The organism is Bradyrhizobium sp. BRP23 (assembly GCF_020194135.1).
GTDB classification, from domain to species: Bacteria; Pseudomonadota; Alphaproteobacteria; order Rhizobiales; family Xanthobacteraceae; genus Bradyrhizobium; species Bradyrhizobium yuanmingense.
This window is the reverse complement of the sequence record NZ_JADYVW010000001.1, coordinates 571,846-588,557: the sequence shown is the minus strand read 5'-3', so window position 1 is coordinate 588,557 and position 16,712 is coordinate 571,846. Positions and strand designations below refer to the sequence as shown.

15 protein-coding genes are annotated in these 16,712 nt (G+C 65.4%); 3 read left to right on the top strand and 12 right to left on the bottom strand.

Annotated features, from left to right (window positions below; genetic code table 11):
- Window positions 1-3: 3 nt before the first annotated feature.
- The 12 genes from I6F24_RS02680 to I6F24_RS02625 form a co-directional block, all read right to left on the bottom strand.
- Window positions 4-888 (bottom strand): ABC transporter permease, encoded by an 885-nt coding sequence (locus I6F24_RS02680; protein ID WP_057027046.1) that lies wholly within the window; start codon window positions 886-888, stop codon window positions 4-6.
- Window positions 889-891: 3 nt separating this feature from the next.
- Window positions 892-1,833: an ABC transporter permease gene (locus I6F24_RS02675; protein WP_025034874.1), complete on the bottom strand. Its 942-nt coding sequence runs from the start codon at window positions 1,831-1,833 to the stop codon at window positions 892-894.
- A 10-nt stretch (window positions 1,834-1,843) separates the two neighbouring features.
- Window positions 1,844-3,352 carry an ABC transporter substrate-binding protein gene (locus tag I6F24_RS02670; RefSeq protein ID WP_036025792.1) on the bottom strand — a complete coding sequence of 503 codons (1,509 nt, stop codon included), beginning with the start codon at window positions 3,350-3,352 and terminating at the stop codon, window positions 1,844-1,846.
- Between the two features lie 22 nt (window positions 3,353-3,374).
- Window positions 3,375-4,481: a dipeptide ABC transporter ATP-binding protein gene (locus I6F24_RS02665; RefSeq protein WP_036025789.1), complete on the bottom strand. Its 1,107-nt coding sequence runs from the start codon at window positions 4,479-4,481 to the stop codon at window positions 3,375-3,377.
- Window positions 4,481-5,470, bottom strand: a complete 990-nt coding sequence (locus tag I6F24_RS02660) for an ABC transporter ATP-binding protein (protein WP_036025786.1) — start codon at window positions 5,468-5,470, stop codon at window positions 4,481-4,483. Before I6F24_RS02660 ends, I6F24_RS02665 begins: the two co-directional genes overlap by 1 nt.
- Window positions 5,467-6,177: a DUF1028 domain-containing protein gene (locus tag I6F24_RS02655; protein WP_036025784.1), complete on the bottom strand. Its 711-nt coding sequence runs from the start codon at window positions 6,175-6,177 to the stop codon at window positions 5,467-5,469. Before I6F24_RS02655 ends, I6F24_RS02660 begins: the two co-directional genes overlap by 4 nt.
- Before the next feature lie 9 nt (window positions 6,178-6,186).
- Window positions 6,187-7,992 carry a gamma-glutamyltransferase family protein gene (locus I6F24_RS02650; protein ID WP_036025783.1) on the bottom strand — a complete coding sequence of 602 codons (1,806 nt, stop codon included), beginning with the start codon at window positions 7,990-7,992 and terminating at the stop codon, window positions 6,187-6,189.
- Between the two features lie 87 nt (window positions 7,993-8,079).
- A complete protein-coding gene (locus I6F24_RS02645) occupies window positions 8,080-9,069 on the bottom strand; it encodes an oligopeptide/dipeptide ABC transporter ATP-binding protein (RefSeq protein ID WP_036025780.1) in 990 nt (329 codons plus the stop codon).
- Window positions 9,066-10,052 (bottom strand): ABC transporter ATP-binding protein, encoded by a 987-nt coding sequence (locus I6F24_RS02640; RefSeq protein WP_036025779.1) that lies wholly within the window; start codon window positions 10,050-10,052, stop codon window positions 9,066-9,068. Before I6F24_RS02640 ends, I6F24_RS02645 begins: the two co-directional genes overlap by 4 nt.
- Window positions 10,053-10,065: 13 nt before the next feature.
- The gene (locus I6F24_RS02635) at window positions 10,066-11,037 is read right to left on the bottom strand and encodes an ABC transporter permease (protein ID WP_036025778.1); all 972 of its coding nucleotides are present in this window, start codon (window positions 11,035-11,037) and stop codon (window positions 10,066-10,068) included.
- 11 nt (window positions 11,038-11,048) lie between these two features.
- Entirely contained in the window at window positions 11,049-12,029 is a 981-nt protein-coding gene (locus I6F24_RS02630) for an ABC transporter permease (RefSeq protein ID WP_036025775.1), read from the bottom strand.
- 104 nt (window positions 12,030-12,133) lie between these two features.
- A complete protein-coding gene (locus I6F24_RS02625) occupies window positions 12,134-13,729 on the bottom strand; it encodes an ABC transporter substrate-binding protein (RefSeq protein ID WP_036025774.1) in 1,596 nt (531 codons plus the stop codon).
- A gap of 322 nt (window positions 13,730-14,051) precedes the next feature.
- On the opposite strand from I6F24_RS02625, the gene I6F24_RS02620 reads away from it, so the two are divergent.
- The 3 genes from I6F24_RS02620 to I6F24_RS02610 are packed head-to-tail and all read left to right on the top strand — an operon-like array spanning window position 14,052 to window position 16,705.
- Window positions 14,052-14,309 carry a DUF6489 family protein gene (locus tag I6F24_RS02620; protein ID WP_036025773.1) on the top strand — a complete coding sequence of 86 codons (258 nt, stop codon included), beginning with the start codon at window positions 14,052-14,054 and terminating at the stop codon, window positions 14,307-14,309.
- A complete protein-coding gene (locus tag I6F24_RS02615; protein ID WP_036025771.1) occupies window positions 14,309-15,109 on the top strand; it encodes an alpha/beta hydrolase in 801 nt (266 codons plus the stop codon). Before I6F24_RS02620 ends, I6F24_RS02615 begins: the two co-directional genes overlap by 1 nt.
- Window positions 15,110-15,154: 45 nt before the next feature.
- Window positions 15,155-16,705 (top strand): wax ester/triacylglycerol synthase family O-acyltransferase, encoded by a 1,551-nt coding sequence (locus I6F24_RS02610; RefSeq protein WP_036025769.1) that lies wholly within the window; start codon window positions 15,155-15,157, stop codon window positions 16,703-16,705.
- The last annotated feature ends 7 nt before the right edge of the window (window positions 16,706-16,712 follow it).

Below are 16,712 nucleotides of genomic sequence, written 5' to 3'. Positions count from 1 at the left end.
TAATCAGCGCTGCCTTGGGTCGAGTGCGTCGCGCAGCCCGTCGCCGAGCAGGTTCAGCGACAGCACGACGAGAAAGATCGCAAGGCCCGGCCAGATTGCCATCCAGGGCGCCTGGGTCAGGAAGCGTTGTGCCGCGTTGAGCATGCTGCCCCAGGACGGCGCCGGCGGCTGCTGGCCGAGGCCGAGGAAGGAGAGGGCGGCCTCGGCGATGATGGCCGCAGCGATCGAGAGCGTCGCCTGCACCAGAAGCGAGGGGAGGATGTTCGGCAGGATGTGCGAGAGCGCGATCCGCCACGGCGGATTGCCGAGTGCGCGCGCGGCCTCGACATAGTCTTCGGCTTTGACGACGAGCACCTGGCCGCGGGTCAGGCGGATGAAGATCGGCGTCGCCGAGATGCCGATCGCAATCATGGCATTGCCGAGGCTCGGGCCGAGGAACGCGGCGAGCGCGATCGCCAGGATCAGGAACGGGCAGGCCAGCATCGCATCGGTGATGCGGCTGATCAGCGCGTCGGTGAAGCCGCCGCGGTAGCCGGCGAGGAGACCGAGCGGCACGCCGATGCCGAGCGCGATCGCGACCGAGATCAGGCCTGCGAGCAGCGAGGCGCGCGCGCCGTAGACGACGCGGCTGAGGATGTCGCGGCCGAGCTCGTCGGTGCCGAACCAGTGGGCCGAGGTCGGCGGTTTGCGCACCAGGCTCCAGCTCGTCGCGATGGGATCATAGGGCACGATGAGCGGAGCGAGCACGGCAAGGGCGATGAACATCGTGAGCACGACGAGCCCGAACACCGCTGCCTTGCGCTTGAATAGCCGCCGACGCGCGCGGCGGGCCGGGCTATCCAGCTCGTCGGCTCGCGTGAGAGGGCTCGGCAGCGCGGCGTCGGTCATGGATCAGCCCCGGAGCCGCGGATTGACGAGGATGTAGGCGATGTCGGCCACCAGATTCAGCGTGATGTAGACCGTGGCCGTCACCAGGACGACGCCCTGCACCACGGCATAATCGCGGTTGAATACGGCATCCACGATCAGCTTGCCAAAGCCGGGAATGGAGAAGATCTGCTCGGTCAGGACCGCGCCGGAGAGCAGCGTACCGAGCTCGAGCGCGCCGAGCGTGATGACGGGGGTCAGCGCATTGCGCATGGCATGCTTGAGGATCACCGTGCGCTCCAACAGTCCTTTGGCGCGCGCGGTGCGCACGTAGTCGCTTTCCAGCACCTGAAGCATGGCGCTGCGCGTATGCCGCATCAGGATCGCGGCGATCGCATTGCCGAGCACGAAGGCCGGCATGATGGTGACGGCCAGGCTCGCGCGCCAGTTCTCGGTGAGCGGCACGTAGCCGGAAGCCGGCAGCCATCCAAGCTCGATCGAAAACAGGAAGATCAGCATGATCCCGAGCCAGAAGTTCGGCGTCGAGATGCCCCACAGCGCAAACAGGTTCGCGCCGTAGTCCCAGGCCGAACCTTTCTTCACGGCCGCGACGATGCCCGCGGGAATGCCGATCAGCAACGCGATCAGGATCGCCATCGAGCCGAGCTGCAGCGTCACCGGCAGCTTCTGTGCGATCAACTCGCGCACCGGCATCTTGTTGCGCAGCGACTCGCCGAAATCGCCAGAGAGCACGCCCTTGATCCAGTAGGCGTACTGCACCGGGACGGGCTGATCGAGCCGGTACTGGCGGCGGATCTGCTCGATCACGGCGGGATCGCGCTCCTCGCCCGCCATCACCAGCGCGGGGTCACCCGGCAGCAATTGCTGCAGCGAGAAGATCAGCACCGAGACGAAGAACAGCGTCGGCACGATCTGCACAAGTCGGCGGGCGAGGAAGTTCAGCATCCTCGCAGCGTCACTTCAGCTTGAGGCCGACAACGCGGACGAGGCCGTCCGGCATTTGCCTATAGCCTTCGAGCTTGGTCGTGTGCGCGATGATGATGCGGCGGTGATAGAGGTAGAGCAGCGGCTCTTCCTCCTGGACCAGCTTGGCCAGGACCTCGTAGCTCGCCTTGCGCTTGGCGGGATCGGTGACGAGCCGCGCCTCCTCCAGCGCCTTGTCGGCCTGTGGATTGTTCCACCCGCCATAGTTCTGGGGTGCGCCGTTGTGCAGGAACACGAAAGTGTTGCCGTCGGGATCGACGCGGCCGCTCCAGGCGAGCATGTAGGCCTGATAGTCGCCCGTCTCCGCCTGCTTCAACCCGGTTGCGAATTCGGTGAGGCGTATCTTCATGTCGAACCCAGCTTCCGCTGCCATCGACTGGATCACCTGCGCCGGTGTTTCGGTTTCCGCGCCCTTGGGCACCAGGAAGTCGACGCTGACCGGCGGCGTCACGCCGGCCTCCTTCAGCAGCGCCTTGGCCTTCTCGACGTTGCGGGGACGGATCGGAAGCGATTTCTGATAATAGGGATGATTCGGATTGACCCATTGATTGCCGACCTGAAACTCGCCGTTGAACACGACCTGGTTGATCGCCTCGCGGTCGATGGCAAGATCGAGTGCCTGCCGCACCTTGGCGGATTGGCTGAGCGGGCCCTTGGCCTTGTCCTTGCCGATGTTCAGCGTGATGCCCTGATAGCCGAGTTCGATGGCGGTCGCGACCTTCAGCCGCGAGTCGGCGCGCACCTCCTTGAGATCGGTGGCGAGCACGCGCTCGATCAGGTCGAGGCCGCCGGATTTCAGGTTTGCGAGCCGCACGGTCGCATCGACGATCGGCTGGAACACGATCTTGTCGATGAAGACGTTGTCCTTGTTCCAGTAGTCGGCGAATTTCTCGAACACGATGCGGTCCTGCTGCACGCGCTCGACGAACTTGTAGGGGCCGGCGCAGACCGGGCGAAGGCCGAACTTGTCGCCGGCCTCCTTGGCGGCCTTCGGCGACATCATCATTCCGGCGCGGTCGGTGAGCTGAGCGAGCAGGGGCGAGAACGGCGACTTCAACACCAGCTTGACCGTGAGGGGATCGACGATTTCGACGTGATCGACCGAGGCGAGCTCCGGCTTGCGGAACGAGCCGGGGAACGTCAGATGCCGCTCCAGCGAGAATTTTGCGGCCTCGGCATCGAACGGCTCACCGTCGTGGAATTTCACGCCGGGCCGCAGCTTGATGACCAGCGCCTTGCCGTCGTCGGCGGTTTCGCTCGAGAGCGCCAGCTGCGGCACGATGTTGAGCTTCTCGTCGATGTCGAACAGCTTGTCGCAGAAGGAGGAGAACACGATGCGGCCGACATAGGTGCGCGCCATCGTGGGGTCGAGGATATCGGGGTCTTCCGCGAGGCCGATGCGCAACGTGGTCTGGGCCTGCGCGGCCCCGATCGACACCAGCACAGCGGCGGCTGTTGCGGCCAAGCGAAACATCTTCATCGGTCAATCCCCATTGCTTCGGCTATTTCGTTGCGGACGCGGCGTACTGTATACCAACCCCGGCGGGGCTGCTGCCTTCCGTCTTTTGGCTGAAGGCCGCGACCAGTTTTGCAAGCACCGGCGAAAACCCACCGGCCGCGGGCAGAATGGCGTCGGCAGACGGCAGCTCCGCGGTGCGGTGACAGGCGGTGGCATGGCCCGTGTGGTCGGCCAGAAGCGCAGGCGCCTCATTGCGGCAGCGCTCGATCACGAACGGGCAGCGGGTGTGAAAGCGGCAGCCGGCGGGCGGATTGAGGGCGCTCGGGATTTCGCCCTCCAGCAGCACCGTCGTCCGTTTCGCCTTCGGCTGTGGCAGCGGGATCGCCGACAGCAGTGCGCGGCTGTAGGGGTGGCGCGGCGCGGCGAACAGCGCGTCGGCTTCCGCCGTCTCGACGATCTGGCCGAGATTCATCACCGCGACGTGGTCGGCGATGTGCTTGACCACGGCGAGGTCGTGCGAGACGAAGATGTAGGCGAGGCCGAGCCGGTCCTGGAGCTCGCGCAGCAGGTTCAGGATCTGGGAGCGGATCGAGACGTCGAGCGCCGAGACCGGCTCGTCGCAGATGATGAGCTTCGGCTCGACCGCGAGCGCGCGGGCGATCGCGATGCGTTGGCGCTGGCCGCCGGAGAATTCATGCGGATAGCGGCGGGCGAGGCGCGGCTCCAGCCCGACCAGCCGCAGCAGTTCGGCAACGCGCTCGGCCCGCCGCACCGGCGGCACCAGATCGTGCAACGCCAGCGGCTCGGTCAGAATCTGGCCGACCGTCATGCGCGGATTGAGCGAGGCGTAGGGATCCTGGAAGATGATTTGCGCCTCGCGGCGGAAGGCGCGCAAGGTCCCGGCGTCGAGCGCGAGCAGGTTGCGGCCGTCGAAGCGGATCATACCAGCGTCCGGCTCGATCAGCCGCAGCACCAGGCGGCTGACGGTGGACTTGCCGCAACCGGATTCGCCGACCAAGGCCAGCGTCTTGCCGGCCTCCAGCGAGAAGGACACGCCATCGACCGCCTTGACGTGCGCCAGCGCGCGGCCGAGCAGCGAGCGCTGGGCGACAAAATGCTTGACCAGGCCTTCAACCTCGAGCAGCGCCATCACGACACCAGCAATTCGAGCGGGGCGCGGATGCAGCGCGAGAGGTGGCCGACGCTGACTTCGACCAGCGGCGGCGGCACCCTGGTGCAGGCGTCGAGCACGAAGGGGCAACGCGCGGCGAAGCGGCAACCGCCGGGCGGCTGCGCCATGTTCGGCACCATGCCTTCGATCGTCGCAAGCTGCTCGGCGCGGTGGTCGAGCCGCGGGATAGAGCCGAGCAGGCCGACCGTGTAGGGATGCTGCGGCGCGGAGAACAACTCGTCGACCGGCGCCCGCTCGACGATCTCGCCGGCGTACATCACCGCGACCTCGTCGCAGACCTCGGCGACGACGCCGAGATCGTGGGTGATCAAGATGATCGCGGCGCCGCTCGCGGCCTTCAGCTCGCGCATCAGCTCCAGGATCTGGGCCTGCAGGGTGACGTCGAGCGCGGTGGTCGGCTCGTCCGCGATCAGCAGCCGCGGGTCGCAGGCGAGTGCCATCGCGATCATCACGCGCTGGCGCATGCCGCCGGAGAGCTTGTGTGGGTAGTCGTCGATGCGACGCTCGGGCGAAGGGATATGGACGCGGCGCAGCAGCTCGATCGCGCGGTCGCGCGCGCTCCTCCGCGAGCCGCCCCGGTGACGCAGGATCGTCTCGATGATCTGGTCGCCGATCGTAAAGCTCGGATTGAGCGAGGTCATCGGCTCCTGGAAGATCATCGCCAACCGATTGCCGCGCAGATCGCGCAGGGTCTGGTCCGGCGTCGTCAGCAGGTCGAAGCCGTCGAAGCGGATCGCGCCACTTATTTCCGCGCTCTGCTTCGGCAGCAGGCCCATGATCGCCAGCGACGTCACGCTCTTGCCGCAGCCGGATTCCCCGACGAGACCGAGCGTCGCGCCATTGGCGACGCTGAGATCGACGCTGTCGACCGCGTGGGTGATACGGCCGTCGTCGCCATGAAAGCGGATACGCAGATCCTTGATCTCGATGAGGGGGCTGGCGCTCATGATCGTCTCGCGCGCGCCGCTTCGATGCTGGCGTCGATGACGCTGCGATCGGTGTTGCCGGCCGGGTTCTGCCGCGTCGGCATGGAGGCGCGGAAATGCACCCAGAGCTCGTGGCTGACGCGCTCGAGCCGTTCGAGCTCACCGAGCGGATCGGAATGGTCGTCGGCGCGAATGTCGAGGGCCGGCCATTCCTCCTCGCCGTGGATCACGAGCGCGGCCGATTGCTTGCCGCGCTTGTCGCCGCCGGCGGCTTCGCCGGCGCGCATGGCCGCGAGCAGGCGGCGCGGGAAGGGCAGGCTGTCGCTGGCGATATAGGTCTTCGCCGTCTCGTCGAGCACGTCGGCCTCGGTGAGCATGTTGCCGGCGATCGAGAAGCCGCTGCCCGCGACGTGGCCGCACCAATCGACACAGTCGCGCCCGGTATGCGCGGCGATGGCGCCGCTGGCATCCATGACGTGGACCTGTCGGCTCTCGCGGCCGTCATCAGTTGCCAGCAGCGCGGCGAGCACGTCGTGCGCATTGAGGCCCTCGCGCAACAGCTTGACGCCGTCGATGCCGTAATAGGGATTGACGAAGGCCTGCGTTGCGATGGCGCCAAGGCCGGCGGCGATGTAGGGCACGCGCGCACCGACTGCGAAGAAGCGGGTCGCGACCGCGATGCCGAACTGGCCGGTAGCAGGATCGCGCGCGATGATCGACCAGGTCATGTGCTGCCTTCAGCGCCCCGCCGCGTAGCCCTGCATGCCGCGCGGATTGGCCGCGGCACGGCGGCGGCGACCGACGCGTGAGGCGGCCGTGAGGCGGCCTTCGGACCAGTCGGGACCGATCTCGACGATATGCCCGCGCTCGCGCAGGTTCTCGATGGTCGCCTTCGGCACGCGGTTCTCGACCACGAGCACGCCGGGACGCGCGGTGCGCGGCCAGAACGAGATCGGGAAATGCTCGGAATGCCAGGCCGGCGCGTCGATGGCTTCCTGGAGATTGAGGTTGCAATGGACATGGCGCAAGAAGAATTGCGTGATCCACTGGTCCTGCTGATCGCCGCCGGGCGATCCCCAGGCGAGGTAAGGCTCGCCATCGCGTAGCGCCATGGTCGGAGAGAGGGTGGTGCGCGGCCGCTTCCCCGGCGCGAGCGCGGCGGGATGGCCTTCCTCCAGCCAGAACATCTGAGCGCGGCTGCCGAGGCAAAAGCCGAGCTCGGGAATGATCGGCGAGGATTGCAGCCAGCCGCCCGACGGCGTCGACGACACCATATTGCCGTCCCTATCGATGATGTCGAAATGCACGGTGTCGCCGCGCACCTCGCCGAAGCGGCCCACGGTCGGCTCGCCGGCGCCGAGCGCGCCGACCGCCTCGCGCTGGCCCTCCGCGCGGCGCAGCTTGACGACACCGCCGAAGCCCTCAACCGAGCCCGGAATGAAATCGAGCGAAGCCTTGTCGGTGACGAGCTTGCGGCGCTCGTCGTTGTAGGTATCCGACAGCAGCGTTGCGATCGGGATCTCGTTGAACTTGGGATCGCCGTAAAATTTTTCACGGTCGGCGAAGGCGAGCTTGGCGCATTCGATCTGGAGATGGATGAACTCCGGCCCGGTCGGATCGAGTCCGTCGAGTGCAAAGCCCTTCAGCAGCGCGAGCTGCTGCAAGGTGACCGGACCCTGACTCCAGACGCCGGCCTTGCAGACGGTGTAGCGGCCATAGTCGTAGGTGAGTGGCGCCTCGACTGTCGGCTGCCAGCGCGCCATGTCGTCGGCGGAGAGCACGCCGCGATGTGGCGAGCCGCTGACGTCCATCACCTCCTGGGTTCGGCAGAACTTGTCGACGGCTTCCGCGACGAAGCCTTGCGACCAGGCTTTGCGCGCGCGCTCGATCTCCGCATCGCGGCCACCGCCGCCGCTTTCCGCCTCGCTCAGGATCCGGGCGTAGGTCGCAGCCAGTGTCTTGTTGGTGAACAGCGTGCCTGGCTTCGGCACTTCACTGTTCGGGAGGTAGACCGCGGCGGACGTCGGCCAGTGCTTGCGGAACAGCTGCTCGACGGTCTGGATCGTGGCGCAGGCGCGCTCGACCAGCGGATAGCCGTCGCGGGCGTAGGAGATCGCCGGCTCCAGCACGTCGCGCACGCGCATCGTTCCGTAGTCGCGCAGCAGCATCATCCAGGATTCGAAGGTGCCGGGAACGCAGGCGGCGAGCAGACCCGTGCCCGGCACCATGTCGAGGCCTTCGCTTCTGTAATGCGCGATGGTGGCCCGCGCCGGCGCCGGGCCCTGGCCGCAGATTACCTCGGTGCGGCCGCGCTTGACGTCATGCACGATGATGGGCACGTCGCCGCCGGGACCGTTCAGATGCGGCTCGACCACCTGGAGCGTGAAGGCGGTGGCAACGCCGGCATCGAAGGCATTGCCGCCCTTTTCCAGGATGGCCATGCCCACGGCAGTCGCAATCCAGTGCGTCGAGGCGACGACCCCGAACGTGCCCTCGATCTCGGGCCTCGTCGTGAACGGATCGGGATTGATATTACTGCCCATGGGACTTCACCACCTTATTTCCGGCGCGCGCAATTGATCACAGGGCCACCCCGCTTCCAAATGCGCAGGCTGCATGGCACGCGCGCGTCACGCCGGGACCGGCGCGGTGTTGACCGCATGGCAGGCGACGCCGTCGATTAGTTCCGGGGTTTCCTTGCGGCAGAGATCGAACGCCAGCGGACAGCGCGGATTGAAGGCGCAGCCGGAGGGCGGATTGATCGGGTTCGGAATCTCGCCCTTGACCGGAATGCGCTGGCGGCCGCTCATGGCAAGATCAGGCACGGCGCCCAGCAGCATCTTGGTGTAAGGCATGCGCGGATTGGCGAACAGCTCGCGTCCGTCCGCAATCTCGACGATACGGCCGAGATACATCACGCCGACGCGGCTCGCCATGTGGCGCACCACGGCGAGGTTGTGGCTGATGAACATGTAGGTCAGGCCGAACTTGTCCTGGAGGTCGCGCATCAGGTTCAGGATCTGCGCCTGCACGGAGACGTCGAGCGCCGAGGTCGGCTCGTCGCAGACGATGAATTCGGCGTCGGACGCGAGCGCGCGCGCGATCGCGATGCGTTGGCGTTGGCCGCCGGAGAATTCGTGCGGATATTTCAGCCGGTCGTCCGGATGCAGGCCGACGAGGCTGAGCAGCTCGCCGACGCGAGCCTGGATGTCGCGCTCGCCCTGGATCAGGTCGAAGGCACGGATCGGCTCGGAGATGATGGCATCGACCCGGAAGCGCGGGTTCAGGCTCGCATAGGGATCCTGGAAGATCATCTGGATGCGCCGGCGCAGCTTCCGCCGCGCTGGCGCCTGCCGCGGGTCGGTCATGGAGACGCCGTCGATCAGCACGTCGCCGGCGCTTGGCGGCAGCAGGCCGACGACCATGCGTGCCACCGTGGTCTTGCCGGAGCCGGACTCGCCGACCAGGGCAAACGTCTCGCCCTTCCTGATGTCGAAGGTAACGTGATCGACTGCCTTGAGATATTCGAGATGTCCGCCTTCAAGCACGCGGTTGAGCCAGGGTTTCGAGACGTCGAAGACGCGGCGCAGGTTTGTGGCCTGGACGAAGGGAGCACTCATGCCACGCTCTCCGCCGGCACGTCGTCATAGAGGTGGCAGGCCACCGATTGCGCGCCGCGCGGCAGCGGCTCCGGCCGATCGACACGGCAACGATCGAAGGCGAAGGCGCAGCGCGGATTGAACGAGCAGCCGCGCGGGATCGCCGACAGGCGCGGCATCGAGCCCGGGATCTGCACCAGGCGCTTGTCCTCGCCCGCAAGCGTCGGGATCGCGCCCATCAGGCCCTTGGCATAAGGATGCAGCGGATTCTTCACGAGGTCCTGCACCGGGCCGATCTCGGCGACGCGGCCGGCATACATCACCGCGACGCGGTCGGAGGTTTCGGCGATCACGCCCATGTCGTGCGTCACCAGCATCACCGCGGTGCCGTGGTCGCGTCCGAGCCGCTTGATCAGCGAGATGATCTGGGCCTGCACGGAGACATCGAGCGCGGTGGTCGGCTCGTCCGCGATGATCAGCTCGGGCTCGGCACAGATCGCGAGCGCGATCACGACGCGCTGGCGCATGCCACCGGAAAACTCGTGGGGATAGCCGTCGATACGCTTTTCCGGCGCGGGAATGCCGACTTCGGCCAGGAGGTCGATGGCGCGGCGGCGGGCGGCCGACTCGGACAGATTGAGGTGGGTGCGGATCGTCTCCACGATCTGGTCGCCGACCTTGTACAGCGGATTGAGCGATGTCAGCGGATCCTGGAAGATCATGCCGATGCGCTTGCCCCTGATACGGCGCATCTCCTCCGGCGGCAGATTGTCGATGCGCAGGCCCGCGAGATGAATCTCGCCGCCGGCAATGCGGCCGGGCGGATCGATCAGGCCGATCACCGCGAGGCCGGTGACGGACTTGCCGGCTCCGGACTCGCCGACGACGCCGAGCACCTCGCCCTTGGCAATGTCGAAGGAGACGCCGTCGATGGCGCGCAGCGTGCCGCGGCGGGAGGCAAACTCCACGTGAAGATCGCGCACGGAAAGGACGGGTTCGGTCATGGACGAGGCGTATTCATCGAAGCTTCGGATTGAGCGCGTCGCGCAGCCAGTCGCCGAGCAGATTGATCGATAGGATCAGCGTTGCGAGCGCGAGCCCCGGGAAGGCGACGATCCACCATTCGCCGGCGAACAGATAATTGTTGCCGATGCGGATCAGCGTGCCGAGCGAGGGCATGGTATCGGGCAGGCCGACGCCGAGGAAGGACAGCGTCGCCTCGGTGATGATGGCGAGCGCAAGGTTGATGGTGGCGATGACCAGAATCGGGCCCATCGTGTTCGGCAGCACGTGCCGCAGCATGATCTTCGGCGCCGGCAGGCCGATCAGCTGTGCGGCGGCGACGTAGTCCTTGTTCTTCTCGACCATCACGGAGCTGCGCACCGTCCGGGCATAGCCGACCCAGAAGCTCAGGCCGATCGAGATCACCAGCACCACCAGCATGCTGGTGGCGTCCAGCCGGTTGCCGAGGATTGATTTCGCGATGCCGTTGACCAGCAGCGCGATCAGGATTGCAGGGAATGTCAGCTGCACGTCGGCGATCCGCATGATCACGCCGTCCACTGCGCCGCCGAAATAGCCGGCGATCAGGCCGAGGGCGATGCCGAGCGCGCCGGCGAAGATCACGCCGGCGACACCCACGGCGAGCGAGATGCGCATGCCATAGAGAATCGCGGAGAACACGTCGCGGCCCTGCTCGTCGGTGCCAAGCAGGAACGGGCTCTGGCCGTCCGCAGTCCACAGCGGTGAAATCCGCGAATTGATCAATTGCAGCTGTGCCGGATCGAACGGGTTCTGCACCGCGAGCACGGATGCAAAGATCGCAAGCAGGAAGAACAGGACCGTGATAGCCGCAGCCACCATGGTGAGCTTGGAGCGGCGGAACGAATAGAACAAGTCGCTGTCGAGCGTGCGGCTGAACCAGCCATGGGCGGCCTGCACCGGCTGCGCGCTCTGCTTGTCGGAATTGGAGACGACTGCGTCGGACATTGCAGGCTGCCCTATGCGGCGCGACCGACGGTCGAGCGCAGGCGCGGATCGACCACCGTGTAGAGAATGTCGACCACCAGATTGATGGTGACGAAGATCAGTGAAACCATCAGCAGGTAGGCGGCCATGATCGGAATGTCGACGTTTTGCACGGCCTGGACGAACAGAAGCCCCATGCCCGGCCATTGGAACACGGTTTCGGTGATGATCGAAAATGCAATAACCGAGCCAAACTGAAGCCCGGCCACGGTGATCACCGGAATCAGCGTGTTCTTCAGCGCGTGGCCGAAATGGATCGCACGCGTGGTCAGCCCCCTCGCGCGGGCGAAGCGGATATAGTCGGTCCGCAACACTTCCAGCATCTCCGCGCGCACCAGCCGCATGATCAGGGTCATCTGGAACAGGCCGAGCGTGATCGAAGGCATGATCAGTGCCTTCAGTCCCGACACCGTGAGCAGGCCCGTCGTCCACCAGCCGAGCTTGACCACCTCACCGCGGCCGAACGAGGGCAACCAGCCCAATGTCACTGCGAACAGGTAGATCAGGAGAATGCCGATCAGGAAGGTCGGCAGCGAGATGCCGATCAGCGAGACCGCCTGGAATAGTTTGGCCAGCACGGTATCGCGCTTGAGCGCCGAATAGACGCCCATCAGGATGCCGAACACCATTGCAAACACGGTCGCACAGATCGCAAGTTCCAGCGTCGCGGGCATGCGCTCCATCAACAGCGTCGCGACCGGCTGGCGGAACTGGTAGGAGACGCCGAACTTGAACTGCGCCGCATCGGCGAAATAGCGCACGAACTGCACCGGCACGGGGTCATCGAGGCCGAGCGACTTGCGCACGATCGCGCGTTCGGCGGCCGAGGTGTCGATCGAGACGATCTGGTTGACGGGGTCGCCGGCGAAGCGGAACATCGAGAACGCGATGATGCCGACGGCGAACATGACGCCGATGGCCTGAACGGCGCGGCGAAGCGTGAAAGCGAGCATGCCTTCCACTGTCCTTGGGTGAGCGTACGGCCGACGTCCTTGGCGGCCGGAAAAGAAAAGGTCCCGGAAGGCGGATGCCGCCGGGACCTCGTGTTCAACCGATCCTATTCCTTCTTGGTTGCCCAGTGGAACATGACGAGATTGTCGGCGCGCTGCGGCAGGTTCACCTTCTTCGAAACGCCCCAGGCCAGCGCCTGCTGGTGCAGCGGGATGTAGGACCAGTCCTTCATGCCGATTTCGTAGGCCTGCTTGATCAACTGGTTGCGCTTGGTGGTGTCGGCTTCGACCAGCACCTTGTCGGTGATGGCGTCGAACTCCTTGTTGCAATAGCCGCCGAGATTGGCCTCGCCGCGCGAGGATTTCGCATCGTCGCGGCAGCCCATGATGTCGTAGAGCACGTTGTGGGAATCCATCGTGCTCGGAGTCCAGCCCAGCAGGTAGAACGAGGTCTGGTAGCCGCCCTGCTTCAGCACCTTGGCGAAGTACTGCGCCTTCGGTTGCGCCAGGAGATTGATCTTGACGCCGATGCGGGCGAGCATGCCGACCACGGCCTGGCAGATCGCGGCGTCGTTGACGTAGCGATCGTTCGGGCAGTCCATGGTGACCTCGAAGCCGTCGGGGTAACCGGCTTCGGTCAGGAGCTTCTTGGCGCCGTCGGGATCGAATTTCGGCCGCGTGAACTCCTTGGACAGCACGAACAGTTCCGGTGCGATCATCAGCGCCGACGGCGTCGACAGCCCGCGCATCACGCGCGTCTTGATCAGCTCGATATCGATCGCCTTGTAGAAGGCCTCGCGGACGCGGACGTCCTTGAACGGGTTCTTGCCCTTGATGTTGGAGTAGAGCAGCTCGTCACGCATCTGGTCAAAGCCGAGGAAGATGGTACGCAGCTCCGGTCCCTTCAGCACCTGGGCGTTCGGGCTGGAATCGACGCGGGAGATGTCCTGGATCGGAACCGGCTCGATGACGTCGACTTCGCCCGAGAGCAGGGCGGCGACGCGGGTGGCGTCGGAAGCGATCGGGGTGAAGATGATCTCCTTGAGATTGCCCTCGACCTTGCCCCAATAATTGGGATTGGCCTTGAACACCGTCTTCACGCCGGGCTGATGGCTTTCAATGATGAAGGGACCGGTGCCGTTCTCGTTCAGTGAGGCATAGCTCGGCGTGGTCGCCGCCACCGGCGTCGGATCGACGACGTTGTTCTCCTCGGCCCATTTCTTGTTCATGATGTACCAGACATCCCACGCGTTATGCAGAATGGGATTTGGCGAGGGCAGGACGAAGTCGACGGTATAGTCATCGACCTTGACCACCTTGACGTCCGGCGCAAGGCGAGTCTGCATGTTCGACCCCTTCTTGCGGACGCGATCGGCCGAGAACACCACGTCGTCGGCGGTGAAGGGGTTGCCGTTGTGGAATTTCACGCCCTTGCGCAAATGGAAGCGCCAGCGCGTCGGCTCTGGGGTTTCCCAGCTTTCCGCCAGCGCCGGAATGATCTTGAGGTCCTTGTCGCGCGCCGTGAGGCCCTGATAGACGTGGCCGAGATGAGCGTGGGTGGTGCTCTCGTTCAGGGTATAGGGATCGAGCGACTTCAGGTCACCCTGGTTGGCATAACGTAGCGTCTGGCTCGATGCTGGCGAGACCGCCAACGCGAGCGTACCGGCGAGTGTCGCCGCAAACAGACTTTGACCGACTGACATTCTTGACCCTCTCCACACTGCCGCGCCGGTGATTTTTGATTGTTCGGCGAGGCTGACTGATCCATGTTGCCCAGAGTTCTCGACCCGTGCAAGCGTCATTCCAGCAAGGAACGCGCCAAGTTGCGCCGCTGTGCAGCAATGCTGCCCGGCAATCCCCGGCAGGCCGGCGAGCTTCTGCGCGGGGGCGCGGGCCGACAATTTGATTGACCATACCCGTCGATTGGGGAAGCTGGTCCTAGCGGCTTCCCCTCAGGTCGCTTGCCTTGCAGACCTTCTCGCGGTGATACTCCGACAGGCCGCTCGAATCTCATCCGGAGGGGACATGAAGGTTAACATCGAAATCGACTGTACCCCCCTCGAAGCCCGTCAGTTCTTCGGTCTGCCTGACGTGGCGCCGATGCAGACCGCCGTCATGGACAAGCTGCAGCAGCAGGTGCTCAGCAATATTGAGAAGATCTCGCCGGAATCGCTGATCCAGAGCTGGTTCACCTTCGATCCCAAGATCGCCGAGCGGTTTCAGGACATGTTCGTCGCGATGGCCGGCCTCGGCGGCACCCGCAGCGGCGACAAGAAAAAATAGTGTCGCCCGAGCCGGACGGGGCGCTGCAAGAAGGCCGGCTTCGTCCGCCGGGTCTCGGCCTGCTGCTCGCCGAGGCCCGTGGGCTATTCGAGTTGAATGCGAGCCTCTTGCTGTCGCCGCTCCTGATGCGGGCGCCGCGGGGCGATGGCCATCCGGTGCTGGCGCTGCCGGGCTTTCTCGCCAGCGACCTCTCCATGGTGCCGATACGGCGCTATCTCAGCGAGCTCGGTTATGCGGCGCATGCCTGGCGGATGGGCCGCAATCTCGGCGGGCTCGGGCGAATGCGGGATTCGCTGCGCATGCGCTTGGCCGAAATCCATGCCGCCACGGGACGCAAGGTCAGCCTGGTCGGTTGGAGTCTCGGCGGCGTCTATGCCCGCGATCTCGCGCTTTGGGCGCCGGACAAGGTCCGCTACGTCGTCACACTCGGCAGCCCTTTCGCCAACGATGTGCGGGCGACCCACGCGACGCGGCTCTATGAGACGTTATCCGGCGAGAAGGTGGAGGACTATGCGGAAGCACGCGAGGCGATTGCCGGCGATCTGCCGGTGCCGGCAACGTCGATCTATTCGCGCGCCGACGGCGTCGTGAACTGGCGGACCTGTCTGCTGCGCCCCTCCGACCGTGCCGAGAACATCGAGGTGCACCTGGCGAGCCATATTGGGCTTGGCGTGAACCCGGCGGTGCTGTGGGCCGTGGCGGATCGCCTGGCGCAACCGGAGGGAGACTTCCGGCCATTTGACCGGGCGGGGCCGTTTGCCATTGCATATGCCCCGCCGGACCGGGCAGTATCGGCCTGACGAGAAGCGCCGCCAAGGCGCCCGTCGAATACTCGGGAGGGAACCATGGCTGACGGTAAGAAGCTGTCGTCGCTTGACGCGTCGTTTCTCTATCTGGAAACACCGGAGATGCCGATGCATGTCGGCAGCATGGCGATCTTCCGCCTGCCTGACGACTACAAGGGCGATTTCTTCGAAGAGTTCAAGGCGATGATCGTCTCGCGCCTGCACATCGCGCCGATTCTCAAGGCGCGGCTGGAGAAGGCGCCGCTCGACATCGATCATCCCTCCTGGGTCGAGGACGACCAGTTCGACATCGACCGCCACATCTTCCGGGCAAGCCTGCCGCAGCCGCGCGACCGCGCCACGCTCGAGCGCATCGTCGGCTGGATGCATGCCAAGCTGCTCAACCGCGCCCGTCCGCTCTGGGAGTTCTACGTGTTCGAGGGCATGAAGGACAACGAGGTCGGGCTCTATTCCAAGATGCACCATGCCGCGATCGATGGCGGCGCCGGTGCGGCGCTGACCAACATGATCTACGACATCTCGCCGATCCCGCGGAAGGTCGATCCGCCGACCGCGGGCAGCAAGCCCGGGCAGGAGCCGCGCGACATCGCCGCCAACCTGCTCGACTCCTATCAGCAGCTGTTCAGCCAGCCGCTGGAGGCTTCGCAAGCGGCGAAGAACCTGCAGCTGCCCCGCACCGGCAAGAGCGATATCGGCTCGATCCTGTTCGACAACGCTATGTACCAGATCGAGAGCGCGGTGCGCTTCGCCGGCAACATCCCGACCGTGCTCAAGAGCGTCTCCGACGTGCTCGGCAAGATCGCCGATCCGAAGTCGCGCGAGAGCCTTGCCAGCATGGTGTCGCCGCCGACCATGCTCAACAAGACGATCTCCTCGGAGCGGAGCTTTGCCGGCGTATCGATCCCGCTGTCGCGGGCGAAGGCGCTGGCCAAGCAGGCCGGCGGCAAGCTCAACGACGTGGTGCTGGCGCTCGCCTCCGGCGTCGTCCGCCGCTATCTCCTGCGATACGGCACGCTGCCGGCGAAATCCCTGACCGCAGCGGTGCCGATCTCGCTGCGGGAGGAGGGCAACACCGAGGCCAACAACCAGGTGTTCGGCATGATCTGCTCGATCGCCACCAACATCGAGGATCCCAAGGCGCGGCTGGAAGCGATCATCGCGCAATCAACCAAGTCCAAGGAGATGTCGCATCCTTTGCGGGCTTTGATGCCGCAGGTCTCCAACATCTCGATGCTGGGCGCGCCGATCATGGTGCAGATTCTGGCGCTGCTCTACAGCCGCTCGAACCTCTCCGACGTGCTGCCGCCCGCGGCCAACATCACCGTGTCCAACGTGCCCGGGCCGCGGCAGACGCTCTATGCCGCCGGTGCCGAGCTCTTGCACATCTTCCCGGTGTCTATCTCGACCCACGGGCAGGCACTCAACATCACCGTGCAGAGCTATCGCGACCAGCTCGATTTCGGCTTTATCGTCGGTGCCAACATCATTCCGCATGTGCAGGTGATGTGCGACATGCTGCCTGAGGAATTCGCCGCGCTGGAGGCGGCGTACACGCCGCCGGCCGCTGATATCAAGGGCGCCGCCGAGTAAGGACTTT

What these genes read in the sequence shown, in the direction of transcription:
- I6F24_RS02655 (WP_036025784.1), bottom strand. Translation starts at nt 6,177, where the DNA reads ATGACCTGGTCGATCATCGCGCGCGATCCTGCTACCGGCCAGTTCGGC.
- I6F24_RS02680 (WP_057027046.1), bottom strand. Translation starts at nt 888, where the DNA reads ATGACCGACGCCGCGCTGCCGAGCCCTCTCACGCGAGCCGACGAGCTG.
- I6F24_RS02665 (WP_036025789.1), bottom strand. Translation starts at nt 4,481, where the DNA reads ATGGCGCTGCTCGAGGTTGAAGGCCTGGTCAAGCATTTTGTCGCCCAG.
- I6F24_RS02660 (WP_036025786.1), bottom strand. Translation starts at nt 5,470, where the DNA reads ATGAGCGCCAGCCCCCTCATCGAGATCAAGGATCTGCGTATCCGCTTT.
- I6F24_RS02625 (WP_036025774.1), bottom strand. Translation starts at nt 13,729, where the DNA reads ATGTCAGTCGGTCAAAGTCTGTTTGCGGCGACACTCGCCGGTACGCTC.
- I6F24_RS02650 (WP_036025783.1), bottom strand. Translation starts at nt 7,992, where the DNA reads ATGGGCAGTAATATCAATCCCGATCCGTTCACGACGAGGCCCGAGATC.
- I6F24_RS02610 (WP_036025769.1), top strand. Translation starts at nt 15,155, where the DNA reads ATGGCTGACGGTAAGAAGCTGTCGTCGCTTGACGCGTCGTTTCTCTAT.
- I6F24_RS02635 (WP_036025778.1), bottom strand. Translation starts at nt 11,037, where the DNA reads ATGTCCGACGCAGTCGTCTCCAATTCCGACAAGCAGAGCGCGCAGCCG.
- I6F24_RS02670 (WP_036025792.1), bottom strand. Translation starts at nt 3,352, where the DNA reads ATGAAGATGTTTCGCTTGGCCGCAACAGCCGCCGCTGTGCTGGTGTCG.
- I6F24_RS02620 (WP_036025773.1), top strand. Translation starts at nt 14,052, where the DNA reads ATGAAGGTTAACATCGAAATCGACTGTACCCCCCTCGAAGCCCGTCAG.
- I6F24_RS02640 (WP_036025779.1), bottom strand. Translation starts at nt 10,052, where the DNA reads ATGACCGAACCCGTCCTTTCCGTGCGCGATCTTCACGTGGAGTTTGCC.
- I6F24_RS02675 (WP_025034874.1), bottom strand. Translation starts at nt 1,833, where the DNA reads ATGCTGAACTTCCTCGCCCGCCGACTTGTGCAGATCGTGCCGACGCTG.
- I6F24_RS02630 (WP_036025775.1), bottom strand. Translation starts at nt 12,029, where the DNA reads ATGCTCGCTTTCACGCTTCGCCGCGCCGTTCAGGCCATCGGCGTCATG.
- I6F24_RS02645 (WP_036025780.1), bottom strand. Translation starts at nt 9,069, where the DNA reads ATGAGTGCTCCCTTCGTCCAGGCCACAAACCTGCGCCGCGTCTTCGAC.